14 protein-coding genes are annotated in these 20,826 nt (G+C 44.4%); 3 read left to right on the forward strand and 11 right to left on the reverse strand.

Translation table 11 applies throughout. The features are described from left to right. Positions 1-111: 111 nt before the first annotated feature. Positions 112-1,032 carry a tRNA (adenosine(37)-N6)-dimethylallyltransferase MiaA gene (miaA, locus tag AABK40_RS13355; protein WP_338397272.1) on the forward strand — a complete coding sequence of 307 codons (921 nt, stop codon included), beginning with the start codon at positions 112-114 and terminating at the stop codon, positions 1,030-1,032. Between the two features lie 164 nt (positions 1,033-1,196). After that, positions 1,197-2,333 (forward strand): acyloxyacyl hydrolase, encoded by a 1,137-nt coding sequence (locus AABK40_RS13360; RefSeq protein ID WP_338397273.1) that lies wholly within the window; start codon positions 1,197-1,199, stop codon positions 2,331-2,333. Between the two features lie 48 nt (positions 2,334-2,381). Here the strand turns inward: AABK40_RS13360 and AABK40_RS13365 are convergent, their stop codons facing one another. From AABK40_RS13365 to AABK40_RS13395, 7 genes are all read right to left on the reverse strand, one after another. After that, positions 2,382-4,094, reverse strand: a complete 1,713-nt coding sequence (locus AABK40_RS13365; protein WP_332919500.1) for a Na/Pi cotransporter family protein — start codon at positions 4,092-4,094, stop codon at positions 2,382-2,384. A 321-nt stretch (positions 4,095-4,415) separates the two neighbouring features. Continuing rightward, the gene (locus tag AABK40_RS13370) at positions 4,416-5,930 is read right to left on the reverse strand and encodes a GH3 auxin-responsive promoter family protein (protein WP_338397274.1); all 1,515 of its coding nucleotides are present in this window, start codon (positions 5,928-5,930) and stop codon (positions 4,416-4,418) included. Positions 5,931-5,961: 31 nt separating this feature from the next. Further along, positions 5,962-6,693 (reverse strand): LPS export ABC transporter ATP-binding protein, encoded by a 732-nt coding sequence (lptB, locus tag AABK40_RS13375; protein WP_332919498.1) that lies wholly within the window; start codon positions 6,691-6,693, stop codon positions 5,962-5,964. A 71-nt stretch (positions 6,694-6,764) separates the two neighbouring features. Continuing rightward, positions 6,765-8,468, reverse strand: coding sequence for a single-stranded-DNA-specific exonuclease RecJ (gene recJ, locus AABK40_RS13380; protein ID WP_332919497.1), 1,704 nt, complete (start codon positions 8,466-8,468; stop codon positions 6,765-6,767). Positions 8,469-8,569: 101 nt separating this feature from the next. Then, on the reverse strand, positions 8,570-9,079 hold the full coding sequence (gene purE / locus AABK40_RS13385; RefSeq protein WP_332919496.1) for a 5-(carboxyamino)imidazole ribonucleotide mutase: 510 nt from the start codon (positions 9,077-9,079) through the stop codon (positions 8,570-8,572). Next, entirely contained in the window at positions 9,076-10,218 is a 1,143-nt protein-coding gene (locus AABK40_RS13390; RefSeq protein WP_332919495.1) for a 5-(carboxyamino)imidazole ribonucleotide synthase, read from the reverse strand. The genes purE and AABK40_RS13390 overlap by 4 nt, the downstream gene beginning before the upstream one ends. A gap of 104 nt (positions 10,219-10,322) precedes the next feature. Next, on the reverse strand, positions 10,323-11,741 hold the full coding sequence (locus tag AABK40_RS13395; RefSeq protein ID WP_338397275.1) for an ATP-binding response regulator: 1,419 nt from the start codon (positions 11,739-11,741) through the stop codon (positions 10,323-10,325). A gap of 638 nt (positions 11,742-12,379) precedes the next feature. Here AABK40_RS13395 and glgP point away from each other — a divergent pair. Continuing rightward, complete coding sequence (gene glgP / locus AABK40_RS13400; protein WP_332919493.1) at positions 12,380-14,059, forward strand: alpha-glucan family phosphorylase; 1,680 nt, start codon at positions 12,380-12,382, stop codon at positions 14,057-14,059. Positions 14,060-14,322: 263 nt separating this feature from the next. Here glgP and mazG read toward each other — a convergent pair whose 3' ends face one another. The 4 genes from mazG to secA all read right to left on the reverse strand — a co-directional run bounded on the left by mazG (position 14,323) and on the right by secA (position 20,799). Beyond that, positions 14,323-15,141, reverse strand: a complete 819-nt coding sequence (gene mazG / locus AABK40_RS13405; RefSeq protein WP_338398067.1) for a nucleoside triphosphate pyrophosphohydrolase — start codon at positions 15,139-15,141, stop codon at positions 14,323-14,325. Between the two features lie 356 nt (positions 15,142-15,497). Beyond that, positions 15,498-16,682 (reverse strand): M20 metallopeptidase family protein, encoded by a 1,185-nt coding sequence (locus AABK40_RS13410; RefSeq protein WP_338397276.1) that lies wholly within the window; start codon positions 16,680-16,682, stop codon positions 15,498-15,500. 16 nt (positions 16,683-16,698) lie between these two features. Continuing rightward, a complete protein-coding gene (locus tag AABK40_RS13415) occupies positions 16,699-17,241 on the reverse strand; it encodes an SPOR domain-containing protein (protein ID WP_338397277.1) in 543 nt (180 codons plus the stop codon). 198 nt (positions 17,242-17,439) lie between these two features. Further along, a complete protein-coding gene (secA, locus tag AABK40_RS13420) occupies positions 17,440-20,799 on the reverse strand; it encodes a preprotein translocase subunit SecA (RefSeq protein WP_332919489.1) in 3,360 nt (1,119 codons plus the stop codon). Between the last annotated feature and the right edge of the window lie 27 nt (positions 20,800-20,826).

Here is a 20,826-nt window from a genome sequence, read left to right on the forward strand (position 1 = left end):
TATTGCAAATGTTTTCTATCGACAAATGCAGTTTTAAATATAGGGAAATCTAAAAAGACCAAAAACTGTCGCTCGTAAAAACACTTCAATAATAAAGTAAGCGCTATTGAAATGACAAAAAAGCAATCATTAATTACAATACTTGGCCCTACCGCTTCAGGAAAAACACATTTGGCCGTGCATCTGGCGGCATTAATTAAGGGGGAAATCATCAGTGCTGACTCCCGACAAGTGTACCAGGGAATGGATATTGGCACAGGTAAGGATTTGGAGGAGTTTAACGTAAATGGGCAGCAGATTCCCTATCAGCTCATCGATATTCACCCTCCAGGATATGAATATAATGTTTTTGAATTTCAGCGAGATTTCCTGCAAGCCTATGCAAACATCCAGGCCAAGGACCGGCAGCCTGTGCTATGCGGCGGAACGGGGATGTATATCGATGCCATTCTCAAAGGTTACCATTTGGTGCAGGTGCCCGAAAATTTACCATTGCGGGCAGAGCTTTCCATGATGGAAACCAACGACCTTATTGAGCGCCTCAAAAGCTTGAAGAAACTCCACAATACCACCGACATCACCGACAGAAAACGACTCGTCAGGGCGATAGAAATTCAGACTTTTGAGCAGCAAAACCCAGATCATAAACAACCACTGCCCGCAATGGACCACCATGTATTTGGCATACAGTGGGAGCGGGGCGTGCTTAAAGAGCGCATTACAAGCCGACTAAAAGCCCGCTTAAAAGAGGGGATGATTGAAGAGGTGCAAGGCCTTTTGGATGCAGGATTTACTGCGGAGCAACTTAAATTTTATGGCTTAGAGTACCGGTTTGTTACACAGCATATTATGGGAGAGCTCAACAGCAACGATCTGTTCCAAAAGCTCAATGCGGCAATTCACGCTTATGCCAAACGCCAAATGACCTACTTCCGACGCATGGAAAAACATGGCATTAATATCCATTGGTTAAAAGGAGAAACCGCTGTTGATGAAAAAATTGCGGAAATAATGAACTCTTCGCTTATGTAATGTTTTTAGACATTAGACAAAATGTACCTGCCAAGCGCAAAAAATTGAAAATTTAATTTCTCAATACTCTTTTACTTTATTCCTTTCACTTTAAACCGAGTTCCTATTTCCTAAAATTACCATTACCAGAACACCCCCCATCAGTACTCAAACCCCCAAGCACTATGAAAAAGCTCTTGCTCTTATCATTGTTCTTGAGTGGGTACATTTTTGCTCTGGGTCAAAATTTCCCGCCAACAGCCAAGCCTGAAAAGCAGTTGTTTTTCAGCCTTCGCTATGGATATGGTGATGTGATTGCCCATAGAAAAAACATGGAGGCCATCACCAATCAACCCTACCACTTTGTGGATGTTAAAGTTGGGCTGCAAACCCTTGGCCAGCAGCAGTTCCATGCCTTGCTGAACTATCCCGCCTTTGGGGTGGGCTATTCCAAGGGCAGCCTCGGCTACAATAAAATTTACGGTTTACCCAATGCCCTTTACGGCTTTGTGGATTTTCCGGTATTCAGGGGACAAAAGCTGCGTATTTCCCTGGAGCCCTCTATTGGTTTTGCCTTCTCATTCAAGGCATATGATCCTGTCACTAATCCTGAAAACATTGCTATTGGGTCGGCTGAAAATGCTTACCTGCGGCTTCGGATTGCCACTCAGCTGTATTTGGCACCTCAATGGGATTTGGATCTTTCACTGGACTATACCCACTTCTCCAATGGAAACACCCGTTCCCCCAACCTGGGGCTCAATACCCGTGGTGGCAGCATCGGCTTCAATTATTATTTCAATAGAAAACAATATTTTGACCCCAAAAATAATGCTTACCAAACGACTTACGAACCTTTCACGGCCAACCACAGCATTGTGATGCGATACGGTTACGGGGTACGTTCTTCAGATGAAACTTTCCGCTTTTATAACGTTCATGATCTTGGCCTGTATTACAGCTACCAATTAAGCCCGGTGTATGCCGTAACCATCGGTAGTGATGTTTTCTACAATGAGGCTTACCGACTTTTGCTTCATCCTTTTCAGCAGTCACAGACGCAGTTTGAGCAATTGCTGAGCGTAGGGCTTTATGCAGAAAATGAATTGATCCTTAATCAGGTGAGTTTTGTATTGGGCATTGGCGCTTATGCATATCACGGAAACAGTGCTCAGGAAGAATCCATATACTGGAGGCTGGGTGCCAGATACCGGATTATTGATCCGCTGTGGGTTCAGGTGGCCTTGAAGGCTCATGCTTCTGTAGCCGAATTTGTGGAATGGTCGGTGGCCTATCAGCTACGCTTTAAAAAAAAGAGGTAAACCAATACTGGCTTACCTCTTTTCGTTCTTTTGAAATTTAAAAGAACCTTATCTGTTATGACCGATCACGTCACGGGAGATATTAAATACGTGGTCATTCACACGTGAATAAACCATCACCAAATCAGAATAAAGAATACCCGATTTAATGTCGTAGTTCTCCGCCTCAGAGGCCGTCAATAATTTTTTATTCAATTGCTTCACCCCCAAATAAACAGAACGCTGTGCGTTGCTTGCTTTCTCGAAATCAACTCTTGTTGGGTTGTTCGCCACCTGCAAGTTCTCTTTCATAATCTTAAACCCTTCTTTCAGCTTATCTGAAAGGTCGATCAAAGACTGCTTTTGCTTAGAGGTGAATAAAAGCTCTTGCTCATTCTTTTTGGTGAATACCTTTGCTGCGTGACTGAAAACATCACCGATACGTTCCAAATCATTGATCACGTAGTGCAAATCAGAGATCACCTCGATAGAGTTTTTACTCAGATCATTGGCAGAGATTTTCAACAAGTACTTCGCAATTTCCTCATGAATTTCATCCGTAGTGGATTCGTATTTACGAATTTTATCGATGAATTTCTTTTGTTTCTTTGGCTTCTCTTCCTCAATCAGCTTACGCAGATTGTTCAGCATTTTCTCGGTGTATTCTGCAAAACGCACCGCTTCTTGCTGTGCTGAAAGAATGCTTGACTCCGGTGTGCTCATCAAACCTGTTGTGATGTACTCTAGGCGGAAATCATCATTGTCCTCTTCTTTTGCAGGTAACAAACGGGTTACGGTATCTGCAATGAAATTCACAAACCAGATCATCACAAAGGTATTGATCAGGTTAAATGTGATGTGGAACAATGTCAGTCCCCACTTAATCGACTCAACTTCAGTGAATGGGTCGCCCAATCCGAGGAAATGATCCATCGTGTAACCAATACCCATGGTGAAGTAATGAAATACGATCAGCATCCATACCACCCCAAAAATGTTGAAGATAAAGTGTGCAAAAGCGGCGCGTTTGGCATGTACGTTCGCAATCATAGCCGCCAAGTTTGCTGTTACCGTTGTCCCGATGTTCTCCCCAAGGATGATCGCCGCAGCGGCTTCAAAAGGGATCAGGCCTTTGTTACAGAGCACCAATGTAATGGCCATGGCCGCACTGGAGGATTGCACAATGATGGTCAGCAGGGTACCTAAACCAATGAAAATGATGGTCGAAATAATGCCTCCGGGCCCTATTCCTGTCAATCCTTTTACAAAGGATAAAATCTCTGGGTTTGCTTTTAGGTCAGGAACGGCACCTTTCAGCGCATCCAATCCCATGAACAATAAGGCAAAACCGATCAGGAATTCTCCCAGGCTCTTGGCTTTATTGTTACTCATAAACAACATTGGGAATCCTAAAGCAATAATGACCAACGCATAGGCGGAGATACTTACTTTTGAGAACCCAAAGACGGTCAGTAGAACGCCGGTCATGGTTGTACCAATATTGGCCCCCATAATCACACTTACTGCCTGTACCAGGGATAATAGTCCTGCATTTACAAAACTCACTACCATCACAGTGGTTGCGGAGGATGACTGTACCAAACTGGTGGTAACAAAACCTGTCATCATTCCCATGAATCTATTTTGGGTCATTTTACCCAAAACCTCTCTCATCTTGTTTCCTGCAACTTTCTGAATTCCTTCAGACATTACTTTCATCCCGTAGATGAAGAAACCAAGAGCTCCAATCAGCTCCAGAAAATCAATTATTCCGTATTCCATTTCTATAGAGAATTAGGCATTCGTGCCAACTATTTTTCGAGTTCAAAAATGATACATTAAAACGGGTTCGCAGTTAATTTTCATGTTAATTATTTGTTACCAAAAGCTAAAATCACTCCATTCAGAATAAAAAACGCTAAAATTGAATGAATTACGCATTTTGTCGATCAATTAATTAGAGTGATTCTAAAAGAAGCTTAGTTTATTTTGATAATCAGATTACCTGAATATCTCGCCCTGGGGCCAAATCAGCAAAAACCCTGCGCGATTAACATATCCATTACAGTTAATTCATGCAGGGTTCTCAATGGAATTAAAAAGCTATAAAAGGGGCAATATTCCTTCAATATACGATCGGTCGTTGGACAATCTCGGTACCTTATGTTGGCCTCCGAGTTTTCCTCTTTGGCGCATCCACTCATAAAAAGTGTGCTTTGGCGCAAAATGTACTTTAGGCATTTCAAGGGCGATGTCCTTATACCGTTTGGCGTCATAGTCCGAATTGATTTTCCGGAGGGAGGCATCAAGTGTTTCTACAAACTTGGCATGATCCGCAGGCGCTTTATCGAACTCGACAATCCATTCGTGCCCACCTTTCACACCCACCTCAAGAAATCGTGGGGCGGCCGTATAATTACTCATGATTGCACCTGTCGCCTGACAGGCTTCTGTCATGGCCTGATCTGCATTTTCGACAATCACTTCTTCCCCAAAAGCATTAATAAAATGCTTGGTTCTTCCGGAGATTCGGATGCGGTAGGGGATCAGTGAAGTAAAACGGACGGTATCCCCGATCAGGTAGCGCCACAGCCCGGCGTTGGTGGTAATGACAATCGCATAATTTTTTCCTATTTCCACCTCTTCAAGTCCGAGCGTGGTCGGGTGTTCTTTATCCCATTCATCCATCGGGATAAACTCATAGAACACGCCATAATCGAGCATCAGCAACATGTCCTTACTGTCTTTCTGATCCTGAATTCCGAAAAAACCCTCGGACGCGTTGTAAGTTTCCATGTAGCGCATATTCTCCCGGGGGATCAGTGCATCGAAAGAGCTTTGGTAGGGCTCAAAGGCGACAGCACCATGTACGAAAGCCTCCAAATTGGGCCACACTTCTTTGATGTGTGATTTGCCCGTAATTTCAAGAATGCGTTGCAAAAGGACGAGGGTCCAGGTGGGCACCCCTAAAAAGTGGGTAACATTCTCATGGATCGTCGTTTGTGCCATTTGTTCGATTTTGGCTTCCCATTCGTCCATCAGGGCGATATCCAGGCTTGGGGTGCGATACATCTGCGCATAGAATGGCAGGTTGGCCATAATCACAGCCGACACATCACCGTAGTGGGAGTTTTCATTGATATCGAATTCATTCACCTGCAGACTACCGCCTATCCCCAGTCCTTTTCCAGAAAATATCTTGGTGTCGGGGTAGTTATTGGTGTAAAAAGAGTAAAGGTCTTTTCCTCCTTTCATGTGGCAGTCGTCAACAGCCTCTTTGGAAACAGGAATGAACTTACTGCGGGCATTGGTGGTTCCCGAAGACTTGGAAAACCACTTGATTTCGGTAGGCCACAGCACGCCTTGTTCCCCTTTCATCATTCGCTGGATATAAGGGTACAGGTCTTCATAACGGGCAATAGGTACCCGTTCCCTGAAGGCTTTTTGAGTGGTAAGATCTTTGAAATGGTATTTGCGGCCAAATTCGGCCTCGGCCCCCATTTCAATCAAACGCTGAAAAATGTCATGTTGCACCTCATGAGGGTGCTTCATAAAAAGTTCGATCTGGTGAATGCGCTGTTGCATTACCCAGGTAATTATGGTGTTGATGAATGTCATATAGCAGTTTTGATAAACAAACAGCTACAGCTTATATCTTTCTTTTCAGCTCAAAATACTCCCCTAAATAAACCCTGCGCACCTCTGGATCATTTGCCAAATCTTCTGCTGTACCTGCTCTAAAGAGCTTTCCTTCCACCATCAGGTAAGCCCGGTCGGTAATGGCCAGGGTCTCGTTTACGTTGTGGTCGGAAATCAATATACCGATATTCTTGTTTTTTAGCTTCGCCACAATGCCCTGAATTTCTTCCACGGCAATGGGGTCTACCCCAGCAAAAGGCTCATCCAGCAACACAAAGTTGGGATCAACAGCCAAAGCACGGGCAATCTCTGTTCTGCGTCGTTCTCCTCCTGAAAGCACCATCCCGAGGTTCTTCCGAACGTGGGTAAGGCTGAACTCTTCAAGGAGTTCTTCCATTTTGGCTTTTTGTTCTGGTTTAGACAGCTTGGTCATTTCCAGCACCGCGAGCAGGTTTTCCTCCACCGTCAGGGACCGGAATACGGAAGCCTCCTGCGCAAGGTAGCCAATTCCTTTTTGAGCCCTACGATACATGGGCAAGGCAGTAATGTCCTCATCATCCAAAAAGATTCGGCCGGCGTTAGGCTTAATCAAGCCAACGGTCATATAAAAAGAAGTGGTTTTCCCTGCTCCGTTTGGGCCCAAAAGTCCCACAATCTCTCCCTGGTTTACCTCTACGGAAACCTGATTCACTACCGTACGCTTTTTATATTTCTTTACCAGCTTTTCAGAACGCAATTTCATATACTAATCTTTCTACGATTCAAACAGTACTCGGTCATCGACCAACTCATAATTAAACAAATTAAAAGAGATTATTCTTCAAATTTGATATCTTTCACATAAAGCTGAAGATTTTTTCTTCCCATATAAGTATTTTCCTCTACGGAATAAGCCATACGGAAGCGCATGCCACTGCTCACAAGGTCATAATACTGCCCAAAACCAAAGCCAATGGCTTCGATGGGCTCTTCATTACCATCCTGTGTTACTTTAAACTTTAAATGCTCCCCTTTCAGCAGGCGAGGGCGATCGACCACCTTGAGGTTTTCACTCACAAAGATGGGCGTCATGTTTTCCGGGCCAAAAGGCGCCATTTGCTTTAAAATATTGTACAATTTATAATTGACCTCATTCAGCGCAATTCTTCTGTCGACATTCAGTTGTGGGGTCAGCTGATCCTCTGTAATTCGCTCAGCGACAATTCTGTTGAACTTCTCCCGGAAAGCGTCCACTTTATCAATGTCCATCGTCAGGCCGGCGGCATATCTGTGCCCACCAAATTGGTCGAGCAATTCTGCACACTCACTGATCGCCTCGTAAACATCAAAACCATTCACGGACCTGGCAGAGCCTGTGGCTTTGCGGTTGGATTCGGTCATGATGATGGTCGGGCGGTAAAATTTATCAATACAACGTGAGGCAACAATGCCAATCACGCCTTTGTGCCAGTCACTTTTAAAGAGCACGGTCGATTTCGCATTGTCATCCCCCTGCGATTCTATCATTTCGATGGCTTCCGCAGTAATATTACTGTCGAAATTCCGTCGGATTTCATTCTTGGATTCAATCTGTTTTGCAAGTTGCTCGGCCTCCACCTCATCTTTAGCCAATAGCAAATCCACGGCTCCCGAGGCATGTGCCATCCTTCCAGCAGCATTAATTCGCGGACCAATACCAAACACGATCGCAGAGATCGACATTTTATTCATGCCTCCCCCCAAGTTCATCAAGGCTTTAAGTCCATGTGAGGGTTTCTTGTTCAGGAGTTTCAGTCCAAAATGCGCCAGCACACGATTTTCATCAGATACTGGGACAATATCTGCGGCAATACTCACCGCAACAAGATCCAGGAAGGCAAATAATTTGCGCTCAGGAATATCGAATCGCTGACAATACCCTTGCATAAACTTGAAGCCAACCCCACAGCCTGAAAGTTCAGTGAATGGGTAAGGGCAATCCTGTTGTTTGGGGTCAAGAATAGCAATGGCAGGAGGGAGGATTTCCCCTGGGCGGTGATGATCACAGATAATAAAATCGATGCCGTAATCTTTGGCCTGCTGAATACGGTCTACTGCTTTTATCCCACAGTCAAGGGAGATAATCAGCTTGAAATTATTATCGCGGGCGTATTCCATCCCTTTGGTCGATACGCCATAACCTTCCTTGTAGCGGTCTGGCACATAAAAGGCCACATTCGGGTAAAGGGTTTTGATAAATCCATAAACCAAGGCCACGGAGGTGGTTCCATCGACATCATAATCACCATAGATCATGATTTTTTCTCTTTGCTGAAAAGCCTCCTGCAATCTATTTACGGCAATATCCATCCCTTTCATCAGGAAGGGATCGTGCAAATGCGCTAAGGAAGGACGAAAAAACGCTTTGGCTTCTTCGTAATTACGAATCGAGCGCTGGGCAAGCAAAGAGGCTACGGTTTCAGAAACCCCCACTTCCGCCATCAATCGATCTACATCCTCCTGCGGAGCTGCCGATTTATAAATCCACTTTTTGACCATACATCTAAGAAAAAAAATCGTGATAAGCCATCCAGTAAGCTGAATGGCTTAAATATTTGTACGGGAAACAGCCGTCTCCCTATTGAAAATAATGTGGGAAGTTAAAAAGCCTGATAGCCCTTTTCTTCCAGATCAGCAGCGGCCGACAATACTTTGTCTTTCATTTCTTGCTTGAAGGTGTCAAGGTTTTGAGCGATTTGCTCCTCATAAGCCCCAACGATCTGCGCAGCAAGAATTCCTGCATTTTTTGCGCCATTCAGTGCCACTGTCGCTACTGGCACGCCTCCAGGCATTTGCAGAATCGACAATACAGAATCCCAGCCATCAATGGAATTCGATGATTTTACAGGCACTCCAATCACTGGAAGGCTCGTCATCGAAGCCACCATCCCTGGCAGGTGAGCGGCACCACCAGCACCAGCAATAATCGCTTTAATACCCCGTGCACGTGCCTCCTGAGCGTAAGTCACCATGCGTTCAGGTGTGCGGTGTGCGGAAACAATCGTTACCTCAAAAGTAACCCCTAACTCTTCTAAAACCTCTGCGGCTTGTTTCATCACGGGCAGGTCAGAATTACTGCCCATGATAATACCTACTTGCACCTTACTCATGCTTTTATTTTTAAAGTATTTTTGATGTATGTTGCTTTCTCTTTCAGTCTTTCCAGGTCGGCATCGACGATCGTAACGTGCCCCATTTTACGAAAAGGCTTGGTGTAGCTTTTGCCATAAAGGTGAACATGTGCACCATCAACGGCCATAACCTCGTCGGTACCTTCATACTTGGCCATTCCTTCGAAGCCTTCTTCCCCTAAGAGGTTCACCATTGCGGAAGGCTGAAGCGCCTCGGTAGACCCCAAGGGAGTGTTCAGAATAGCGCGGAGATGTTGTTCGTACTGTGAAGTCTGATTGGCCTCAATGGTTTGGTGGCCACTGTTGTGCGGACGTGGCGCTACCTCATTAACCAGCACATCGCCCGATTTGGTTGCAAACATCTCAACAGCCAACAGACCGACCATGTCCAGTTTAGTGATCACGTCCCGGGCAATATCATCCGCTTTTTTAGCTACGGCCTCAGAAATATTTGCTGGCGCAAAAAGGTATTCTACCAAATTGGCTTCAGGATGATAGATCAGCTCCACTGCAGGGAATGTTCTTACCTGTCCGTCCTCATTTCGAGCGACAATCACCGAGATTTCGGTTTCAAAATCAATCAGTTTTTCCAAAACACCTGGCTTGTCAAAAGCTTTGGAGAGATCCTCCACCTGGCGTAACATCTGTACCCCACGGCCATCATAGCCTTCTTTTCCCAGTTTATGAACCGCAGGCAGGAAGTCAGCATGACGCATCACTTCGTTACGGTCTTGGGTAAGAATAAATGGCGAGGTTGGAATGTTATTATCCTGATAGAATTGTTTCTGAACCCGCTTGTCCTGAATCAGTTCAATGACCCGTGGCTGAGGGAAAACTTTTTTCCCTTCAAGCTCTAACTGACGCAAAGCTTCGGTATTAACGTTCTCAATCTCAACGGTAATCACATCACACTGCTTCCCGAATTCATATACATCCGTATAATCTTTCAGTGAACCATTGGTGAAATTACTGCTGATACGGGCACAGGGAGCCTGTGGGTCTGGATCCAAAATGGCGATATCCAAATTAAAATCTAAGGATGATTGAATCAACATCCGTCCCAACTGTCCACCGCCAAGAATGCCCAATTTAACGCCTTGAAATAATGAAAATGCCATGTTGTTTTGCTGTTAGCCTATCTTAAAGTTATTGACATACAAAACTAAGCCTTTTTCGATAGTTATGAAGGTAAAAGTCAAAAGAAAGCAAGGAAAAAAAACATCTAAAACTTAAAAAATTCCTCTAATGTCCGCTGCATCACTATCGGATTCAGTGGTTTGGTCAGGTAGCCGTTCATCTGTGCGAGCTTGGCATTTTCTTCCCATCGGTCAAATCGTGTTGCGCTCAGTGCGATAATGGGGATCTCATAATAATGCTTGTCCTGATGCCGGATCGTTTGCGTAAGGTCTTCCCCATGAGCATCAGGAAGGTGCAAGTCCATCAATATCAAATCAAACTGTTCTTGCTTTACCCACTCAAGGGTGGCTTTTCCCGTTGCGGCAATCTCTGGATTGATCCCAAATTTCTTCAGGTACTTTTTCGTAATCACCTGATTTACCACATCATCTTCTACCAGCAAAACTTTACTTGCACTGAAATCCTTACGTGTGCGCTGCACAAATTTGGAAGTGAGTTGCTCATTGCGATCGAAAGGCATGGAGATCAAAAACCGCGTGCCTTTGCCTTCTTTGCTTTCCACGCGAATATTGCCTCCCATACTTTCCACCAACAGTTTACTGATACTCAGGCCAAGTCCTGTACCTCCAAACTTGCGGGTGGTCGATTTTTCGGCCTGCGTAAATGGCTCAAAGATCCGTTCGAGGCGGTCTTCAGGAATTCCGATTCCCGTATCTTCAATCACAAAGCGCAGCCAAGCCCTGTTGGTCGCTTTGGGCAATCGCTCCAGGCGGATGGTTACGGCTCCTTTTTCAGTGAACTTAATGGCATTGGTAATCAGGTTGATCAATACTTGTTTCAGGCGGTGGGCATCGCCAAGCAACTGTTCGGGGATCTCATCTCCTACCAAAACTTTAAGGCTGATGGATCGGGCATCGGCACGCTGTTGCAGCATCGCTTTAATATCGGTGGCCAGTTGTTTTGGAGAAAACCTCGTTTGGTCGAGTTCCAGTTTACCGCCAAGAATTTTGCTGAAATCAAGCACATCGTTGATTAACCCTAACAGGTGCTCTGCGGAGTATTGCATGGTTTTGAAGGAGTTATGCAAATTTTCCTGTTCATTTTCCATCTCAAGCAGTTGTGCCAAGCCCAAAACCGCATTCAGGGGCGTCCTTAGCTCATGCGCCACAACGGATAAAAAGGTGGGGTCTTCGAAAGGGGAGGGGCGGGATTTTTTCAGGCACCAGACGGTTTGCTGGTCATCCTCACTGAGCTTGCTTAATTCCCATTCTTTCAGAGGAGTCTTCGAAGTGCTCAAAGTGCATTGCGCGCCCTGCTCCCAAATACTGACCGACTTGAATAAATCCTGCTGCGCCTCCTTGGCCTCAGGAAAATCATCAAACTGCTCTTTCATCTCCTGATTACAGTAAATCAATGCGCCTCCTTTCTCTTGTACCAATACAGGAATGGGGAGCTGATCCAAAAAGGACGGAGGGATGTTCGAAGGGCTTAATGCTGAATTCATAGTTGGTTTTATATGCGTACTCCTTAAAGTGGCGAAAAAAGGTACTCCTTTTCAATTTGAGCCTTTTCAGGCTTAATCTGTTGTACGAATATTTTCGGTTAAAGCGGTCTATTTCTCCGCTGAAATAATTATTTTAGAATCATCAAAGACCCCATTTGTTTAAAGAATAACGAAAAGACATGGTTAACTTAACCGTACAAGGCGTGATCGTAACGCTCATGGTAGCTGCTGCTGTGGGTTGGTTGTGCTGGCATTTTTATAAAAAAATTACTGCAAACAGCCGAAAAAAAATGTTCCGGTGGCGGATGTGATAAATGCCAGGATTAATTCAATTTATCCTAAACAGGCTATTATTTGAATATTCTTACAAATCAGATAAATTTTTAAATAGTCATTTATTCAGATTGTATTATATTTAAAAAAACAAAGATTGACTAATACAAAACCGTTAGCTGTTCCCTCTTTCGATGAACCTCCATCCATAATAATCACTGGAATCGTTTGTGCAATTCAAACGCCATAATCTTGCTAATCCATTACATTTTATTTGATAAAACCCGTTAAATTCCCATTTTGGGTTTTAATACACCTTTTATTATTAATACCATCTTAATTGTTCAAACCTAATTTTTCAGACAATGAGTTTACCAACGAAATTTCAGCATCCTTATAAATTTGATCCTAAATACAGCAAGAAAACCGCTTACTTCTGTATGGAGTTTGCGATCGATCAATCCTTCAAAATCTACTCAGGTGGATTAGGGTTCCTTGCGGGTTCACATATGCGCAGTGCCTACGACCTAAAGCAAAATATGGTCGGTATTGGACTACTATGGAAGTACGGATATTATGACCAAATCCGTGCGAAAGATCAGTCAATGGATGTTCTTTTTCAGGAGAAAACCTATTCTTTCCTTCAGGACACAGGCATCAAGTTCTCGATTCGAGTGAACAATCATGATGTTTGGGTAAAGGCTTTCTATCTTGATCCAGAGCAATTCGGTACTGTACCGATGTTCTTCCTTTCTACTGATTTACCAGAGAATGATTATTTAGCACAAACAATTACTCACCGCCTGTACGAATCCAATACAGAAGGGAAAGTCGCTCAGTCTATCCTTTTAGGCCTGGGAGGTGCTAAACTTTTAGATGAATTAAACTGGGAGCCAGATATTTATCACTTGAATGAGGCACACGCCCTTTCTTCGGCTTTCCACTTGTATAAAAAACACGGCTCTATCGAGGAGGTGAAAAAGCGTATGGTTTTCACTACGCACACTCCTGAAGAAGCTGGAAATGAAAAGCATAACATCCACTTGTTGGATAAACTCGGCTTTTTCAATGGTGTTCCTTTGGATCAAGTTCGTGAACTTACAGGCATTCATGATGATACTTTCAACCACTCGCTGGTTGCTTTACGCTTTGCGCATTTTGCCAATGGGGTATCGAAACTACATGGGGAAGTATCTCGCGAGATGTGGAAAAACCAAACGGGTATTTGCCCAATCACGCACGTTACCAACGCACAAAATGCCCGCTACTGGCAAGATCCTGAGCTGAAAGCTGCTTTGGTAAAAGGAGATGATGCGCAACTGACCGACCGTAAGAAAAAGCTGAAGAAAAACCTTTTCCAGATTGTTGCCGACCAAACAGGAAAGTGGTTTGACCCGAACGTTTTCACGATCGTATGGGCGCGCCGTTACGCTGGATACAAACGTGCAGATTTGATCACACGCGATATGGAACGTTTCCAAAAATTATTGAGCAACAGCAAGTACCCAGTACAGATTATCTGGGCAGGAAAGCCTTATCCAATGGATTACGGTGCAGTGGGTACTTTCAACTCTTTGGTACACATGACGAAGCATAACAAAAATGCTGCGGTACTGGTAGGTTACGAGCTACAACTTTCGCGCATGCTAAAATATGGTTCTGATGTATGGTTGAACAACCCACGTGTTACCCGTGAGGCTTCTGGTACTTCAGGCATGACGGCAGCCATGAACGCTGGGGTAAACTTCTCGACTTACGATGGATGGATTTGTGAATTCACCCGCCATGGCGAAAATGGGTTTATCATTCCTGCTACGGATCACCGCAAGCCGCATCATATGCAGGATCATGAAGATATGGAAGCGATGTTCTACATCCTGGAGAACGAAATCTTGCCGACTTATTATGATGAGCCTAAGAAGTGGACTGAGATTGTGAAAACATCGATGAAAGACGTTACGCCTTATTTCGATGCTGACCGTATGGCACAGGAGTATTACGATCACGTATATACAAACCCTGAGCAAAAGAAATTCAAAAAATAAGAAAGCCTGAGGCTTGAAAATACAAATCCCGATCAGATGACTGGTCGGGATTTTTTATGTTTTATTTTGCCCACAGATTATTTTAAAATCATGGTAATCATGGTTAAAAACAATAGTTGGTATTCGCAGGACGTTTGAACTAAAATATCAGCATTCCTTTTGGGCGTAAAATTACGGCGTCAAACTATCGCGAGCATCCCTCTCGTGATGATCAATCATTGACAATCAACGAGGAGGAAGATCGCAATAGCGTATGCTTTAAACTACTTTCCCTTCTTCGCTTCGTTCCAGTAGTAATCCATTTCTTCGAGGGTCATCTCAGATAGGGTTTTTCCGTCAGCAGCGGCGGCTTGCTCCAAGTACTGAAAACGGTAGATAAATTTTCGGTTGGTGCGCTCCAATGCTTCTTCGGCATTGATGTCCAGGAAGCGGGAATAGTTGATCAGGGAAAATAACACATCTCCGAATTCGTCCTGTGCTTTTTCATGATCGATTTCGCTACCATCGGCGATGTTGAATTCGGCTTTAAACTCACCCAATTCCTCTTCGACTTTCTCCCAAACCTGTGTTTTATCGTCCCAGTCGAAACCTACACCACGGGCTTTTTCCTGAATGCGCATGGCCTTGACCAAAGCGGGCAGGGTTTTCGGAACGCCTCCCAGAACAGAAACATTGCCTTTCTCTTTCAGCTTGATCTTTTCCCAATTCTGCTTGACGGCTTCTTCATCATCCGCCACTGTATCGCTGTAAATATGCGGATGGCGGTGGATCAATTTATCACAAATACCATTGAGCACGTCGGTAATATCGAATTGCGCATTTTCTTCCCCAATTTTGGCATAAAACACCAAATGCAACATCAGGTCACCCAACTCCTTGCGTACCTCTTCAGCAGCACCCTCCATTATGGCGTCTGAAAGTTCATACACTTCTTCGATCGTCAAATGACGCAAAGACTCCGTAGTTTGTTTCTTGTCCCACGGGCAGTTCAATCGCAACTCGTCCATGATGGTCAGCAGGCGATCAAAAGCGGCTAATTTCTCCGCTCTTTTGGTATCTTTTGGAGGATCTATTTTCGGCATGGTATTTCTTTTTTTCTGCAAATAACAAAGGGTTGAACAGAAAACAAAAATGCCTTCCGAATGATTTCAGAAGGCAGCTTATGTGTTGTTCGATTGGTCTTTATTTTTTTGGCCGTGATTACCTTGATTTACAGGATTTCCGTGATTTTGATTTTCCTGTAAAGGCATAATTCATTATGTCTCACGTAACAATTTGAATATAAGGGTCATTATTAGGATCAGCATTGTGTTAGACGTTAAAAATAACGTCTCTACAGCATCTTAATGACATTGGATCAGCCCCTACAGCGATTAAATTTTGTCAAATATCAGTTAAAATAAATCATGGTAATCATGGTCTATAACACCTCCCAAAATCAACCTTGTAATTCTTTAAATGCCATAAACGCCATCAGTCCCGATCCGATTTCCAAAGCATCATGATCAATATCGAAAGTAGGCGTATGAACGGCCGAAGTGATTCCCTTGGCTTCATTCCTTGTTCCTAATCGATAAAAACAGGCTTTCATTTCTTGGGTGTAATAAGAAAAATCTTCGGCACCCAACCAAATATCCAAATCAACGACATTCTCTTCACCTAAATATTCCTCTGCCACGGCACGGTTGCGCAAGGTCAGGGCTTCATCATTTTCCAGATAAGGGTAGCCTTTGCGAATATCGAAATCTACCGTTCCGCCCATGCCTTCTACAATCCCTTTGGCCATTTTCACGATTCGCTCATGTGCCTCGGCGCGCCATGGCTCATTCATGGTTCTGAAGGTTCCTTTGATCTTGACTTCATCAGGAATAATATTGGTTGCGCCAAAAGCACGAATATCCCCGAAGGAAAGTACACAGGGGATTTTTGGTGGCGCAAAACGACTGACAATTTGCTGCAAGGAGACGATCATGTTGGCCGCAATCACAATAGGGTCAATATTGTTTTCAGGCAAGGCCGCATGTCCGCCTTTTCCACGAACGGTGATATAAATTTCATCACATGAAGCCATGTACATCCCTGGGCGGAAACCTACTTTCCCGACAGGAATAAAAGGCATCACGTGCTGCCCGATGATGGCTTCAGGCTTGGGATTTTCCAGTGCGCCATCTTTGATCATCAACGAAGCACCACCAGGAAGCTGCTCTTCACCAGGCTGAAATACCAGCTTGACAGTCCCTTCGAACTGATCTTTAACCTGGTTCAGTATATAGGCCGCCCCCAACAAAGAGGCCGTGTGTGCATCGTGCCCACAGGCGTGCATCACCCCATCATTTTGTGATTTGTACGGTTGATCATTCTCTTCAACAATTGGCAGGGCATCAAGATCAGCACGTAAAGCGATAACTTTTTTCGTGGGATTCTTGCCTTCAATCAGTGCCACCAATCCTGTTTCGGCCTTGGTTTCCTGCCGCGTGATTCCCATGGCGGTGAGCTGATCAGCAACATACTTTACGGTATGGTGTTCCTGAAAAGATAATTCTGGGTGCTGATGCAGGTATTGTCGGTAATCGATCACCTGCTGCTTTATTTCTTTGGCTAATTGCTGAATGGTTGATTTCATGACTGATAAATTATGGCTAATCCTGTGTCGTCTCTGCTGGGGATTGATCTCCCAGTTTCACTTTGAAAGGAATAATGATCGCACGTCCGAAATTACTCTTGGCTTTTTTGTAAAGTCCGTAAGCATCGACACGGCTGTAATACTCCCCAATACGCACCCGATAGGTCGGCTGTACATAAGTTACCTTTGGCTTGGCTTCAGGGAGCAGTTCATAAACCTCCGATTTAATTTCGTTGGCACGGTCGCGGCTTGTTCCTGAATATACCTGAATGGTGTATTTGGTGGCATAACTGCCTGCATTTGCGGCTGCAAAATCCTGCAATTGCTCATCTACTCCTGTAGTGATTGCTGATGACTCAGAAAAATCCTGTTCTTTTGTTAACTGATTTTCTTTTTGCTGTTCGGCCTGTTTCGCTTCTTGCTGCGCTTTAAGCTGAACAAAATCTTCTCGGTTCGTCGAAATATCTTCTTGATAATTGGTGGTGGTGGTCTTCGCTACTTTCGGAGAACACGCCGTTGCCAGCAAGAACATGCCAAACAGGACATAGATATTTTTCATAGTAATGGGTTTATTTAAATTTCGGTTTTGCCTATTGGCGCTCAATTTACAAAATTTTAGCCATTGTTTAATATATCGTCTGTTGGGCAGGCAGCTCTATTACTGACCTTTGTTGATGGACATTTTCGACCCAACAAAAATGGGGTTACGATCCTAAGAACGCAACCCCATTATATTTATTAAACAAAAAGGTTCAAATTAGTCAATCAACACACATTTGTTGGCTGCCAAATCGTTTTCTACCTTCTTGAATTTTACATTCTCTTTTACAGAACCGTCATTGTAACGTACCGATACCAAATCGTTTCGGCCATGCGTAACCTCTTTACGGATCGGCATTGTTTTCTCCTTTGGTGCTTCAGGAGCCTCAGGGCGAGGGGTGTCCTGGCTCAAAGCAGAACCTGTTTCCGCTTTAGAAGTGTTATATTCTTGCTTTGGGCGCTCTTCTCTCGCTTCCTGCACCTTTTCTGGCTCAGCAATTGGAATAGAGGCTTTCATCAAGAATGAGATCGCTTCGTTGTTTACTTCAGAAAGGAACTTCTTGAATAGTTCAAAAGCTTCAAACTTGTAGATCATCAAAGGATCTTTTTGCTCATAAGCGGCATTCTGTACCGATTGCTTCAGGTCATCCATCTCACGCAAGTGTTCTTTCCACTTGTTATCGATAATGGCCAAAGCAGCACTTTTCTCCATATCGGTCATCAATGTTTTACCACGATCTTCGATATTTTTCGACAAGTTGGTTACAATGCCGAGTTGCTTTTTACCATCCGTGAATGGTACCATGATATTTTCAACCATCGCGCCACGTTCCGCATTTACATGCTCCAATACAGGCATTGCACGCTCACCGATGATTTCATTTTTCTTTTTATACTGATCGTAAGCCTCATCAAACAGCTCATTGGCGATATCATCCACAGAGCTTGCATTGAATTTGTCTTCAGCAATATGGTAATCCACACCCAAAGTGTTCAGTACCTCCAATTTGAAGCCATCCAAATCCAACGACTCTTTGTAAGCAATCACGATCGTTTCTACCACATCATAAAGCTGGTTCATGATATCGATCGACAAACGCTCACCGAATAGGGCATTGCGACGACGATCGTAGATTACTTCACGTTGCTGGTTCATCACATCATCATATTCCAGCAAACGCTTACGAATACCGAAGTTGTTTTCTTCCACCTTGCGCTGTGCACGTTCGATAGACTTGGTAATCATAGAGTGCTGAATTACTTCGCCCTCTTCCAAGCCCATACGGTCCATTACCTTGGCGATACGCTCAGAACCGAACATACGCATCAGGCTATCTTCAAGAGATACAAAGAACTGCGAAGAACCGACATCTCCCTGACGACCTGCACGACCACGCAACTGGCGATCGACACGACGTGACTCATGGCGTTCAGTACCGATAATGGCCAAACCACCTGCTGCTTTCGACTCAGGGGTAAGTTTAATATCCGTACCACGACCTGCCATGTTGGTAGCGATGGTTACCATTCCTGGCTGCCCTGCCTGTGCTACAACCTCTGCTTCACGCGAGTGCTGCTTGGCATTCAGTACCTGATGAGGAATTTGTTGCATACTCAGCATACGCGACAGTAATTCCGACATATCTACTGATGTTGTACCGACCAATACTGGACGGCCAGCTTCACGCAACTGAATCACCTCTTCGGCTACTGCGCGGAATTTCTCACGGATTGTTTTGAAGACTTTATCTTCGTGATCCTGACGCTGAATTGGGCGGTTGGTAGGAATAACCACTACATCCAATTCATAGATATCCCAAAGCTCGCCTGCTTCCGTCTCTGCGGTACCCGTCATACCACCTAATTTGTGGTACATACGGAAGTAGTTCTGAAGCGTAATGGTAGCATAAGTTTGTGTGGCATCTTCTACCTTCACATTTTCTTTGGCTTCCAGTGCCTGGTGCAAACCATCAGAGTAACGGCGCCCGTCCATTACACGACCTGTTTGCTCATCGACGATTTTCACTTTACCGTCGTCAAGGATATACTCCGTATCTTTTTCGAACAATGAGTACGCTTTCAAAAGCTGATTCACCGAGTGAATACGTTCTGCTTTTACGGCGTAATCCTGTAACAGCTGCTCTTTCTTAACGATTTTATCTTCATCAGAAACCGCCTCGTCGTTTTCGAGGTTGGCAATTTCCACCCCAATATCTGGCAAGATAAAGAATTGAGGATCCTCACCTTTACCCGTAATATGGTCGATCCCTTTTTCTGTAAGGTCTACCGAGTTTTGTTTTTCATCAATTACAAACAACAATGGCTCATCTGCCTTCGGCATTTCGCGGTTGTTGTCCGCCATATAATAGTTTTCTGTCTTTTGCAGGATCTGGCGAATACCGTCCTCAGACAAATATTTAATCAATGGTTTGTATTTCGGGAATGCGCGGTAAGCACGGAACAGGGCTGTTCCTCCCTCATCACTTTTAGGGTCTTCGGAAATCAAACGTTTGGCGTCGGTCAGGAACCCTTGCGCCAATTTCTTCTGGTCTCCTACCAGCGACTCAATTCTTGGCTTCAGCATATGGAATTCATGCTGATCGCCTTTAGGTACAGGACCCGAGATAATCAATGGGGTACGGGCATCATCAATCAATACCGAATCGACCTCATCGACCATGGCATAGTGGTGCTTGCGCTGTACCAGCTCATCGGTTCCACGTGCCATATTGTCACGAAGGTAATCAAAACCGAATTCGTTGTTGGTACCGTAAGTGATGTCTGCACGGTAGGCGTTACGGCGCTCCTCAGAGTTTGCCGGCCACTTATCGATACAGTCGATGTCCAATCCGTGGAACTGGAACAAAGGCGCCATCCATTCGGAGTCACGTTTAGCCAAATAATCATTGACCGTTACCACGTGAACACCACGGCGAGCCAAAGCATTCAGGAAGGCTGGAAGTGTTGCCACCAACGTTTTACCTTCACCGGTAGCCATCTCACCGATTTTACCTTGGTGAAGGACCACACCACCAATCAACTGCACATCGTAATGTACCATTTCCCATGTTAGCAAATGCCCTCCGGCAGTCCAGGAGTTATGCCAAACCGCCGTTTCCCCTTCAATGGAAACGCAGTCGCTTTTTGCTGAAATCGTTCTGTCATGAACATTGGCGGAAACGCGCAGTTCTTTTTGATCTTTCAAACGGCGCGCCGTTTCTTTCATGATCGCAAAGGCCTGAGGGAGGATGTTGTTCAGTACCACCTCAAGTTCTTCATTGCGTTGGTCATCCAACTTATCAATTTTAGCGTACAGTGCTTCTTTTTCAAAAACGTCTGTTTCCGTAGCATCTGCTTTTGATTTCAACGCTTCGATTTCCTGATCGAGGTGTTTGAGTTCCTCTTGAATTTGCGCCATTAAACCCGCTGATGCCTTACGCAAGTCATCGTCAGTGATGGAGCTCAGTTTATCGAATTCTTCGTTAATTTGCTTAACGATCGGCAAGATTACCTTAATGTCTCGATCGGATTTGGTTCCGAACAGCTTGGCAAAGCCTTTGGTTATTTTATCTAACATGGCGAATTTTATTTGCAAATATCAATC

It is taken from the genome of Persicobacter psychrovividus (assembly GCF_036492425.1).
Lineage (GTDB): Bacteria > Bacteroidota > Bacteroidia > Cytophagales > Cyclobacteriaceae > Persicobacter > Persicobacter psychrovividus.

Excerpts from the sequence above, each read along its gene's own strand:
- miaA (WP_338397272.1), top strand. The coding sequence starts at position 112 with ATGACAAAAAAGCAATCATTAATTACAATACTTGGCCCTACCGCTTCA.
- AABK40_RS13360 (WP_338397273.1), top strand. The coding sequence starts at position 1,197 with ATGAAAAAGCTCTTGCTCTTATCATTGTTCTTGAGTGGGTACATTTTT.
- AABK40_RS13365 (WP_332919500.1), bottom strand. The coding sequence starts at position 4,094 with ATGGAATACGGAATAATTGATTTTCTGGAGCTGATTGGAGCTCTTGGT.
- AABK40_RS13370 (WP_338397274.1), bottom strand. The coding sequence starts at position 5,930 with ATGACATTCATCAACACCATAATTACCTGGGTAATGCAACAGCGCATT.
- lptB (WP_332919498.1), bottom strand. The coding sequence starts at position 6,693 with ATGAAATTGCGTTCTGAAAAGCTGGTAAAGAAATATAAAAAGCGTACG.
- recJ (WP_332919497.1), bottom strand. The coding sequence starts at position 8,468 with ATGGTCAAAAAGTGGATTTATAAATCGGCAGCTCCGCAGGAGGATGTA.
- purE (WP_332919496.1), bottom strand. The coding sequence starts at position 9,079 with ATGAGTAAGGTGCAAGTAGGTATTATCATGGGCAGTAATTCTGACCTG.
- AABK40_RS13390 (WP_332919495.1), bottom strand. The coding sequence starts at position 10,218 with ATGGCATTTTCATTATTTCAAGGCGTTAAATTGGGCATTCTTGGCGGT.
- AABK40_RS13395 (WP_338397275.1), bottom strand. The coding sequence starts at position 11,741 with ATGAATTCAGCATTAAGCCCTTCGAACATCCCTCCGTCCTTTTTGGAT.
- glgP (WP_332919493.1), top strand. The coding sequence starts at position 12,380 with ATGAGTTTACCAACGAAATTTCAGCATCCTTATAAATTTGATCCTAAA.
- mazG (WP_338398067.1), bottom strand. The coding sequence starts at position 15,141 with ATGCCGAAAATAGATCCTCCAAAAGATACCAAAAGAGCGGAGAAATTA.
- AABK40_RS13410 (WP_338397276.1), bottom strand. The coding sequence starts at position 16,682 with ATGAAATCAACCATTCAGCAATTAGCCAAAGAAATAAAGCAGCAGGTG.
- AABK40_RS13415 (WP_338397277.1), bottom strand. The coding sequence starts at position 17,241 with ATGAAAAATATCTATGTCCTGTTTGGCATGTTCTTGCTGGCAACGGCG.
- secA (WP_332919489.1), bottom strand. The coding sequence starts at position 20,799 with ATGTTAGATAAAATAACCAAAGGCTTTGCCAAGCTGTTCGGAACCAAA.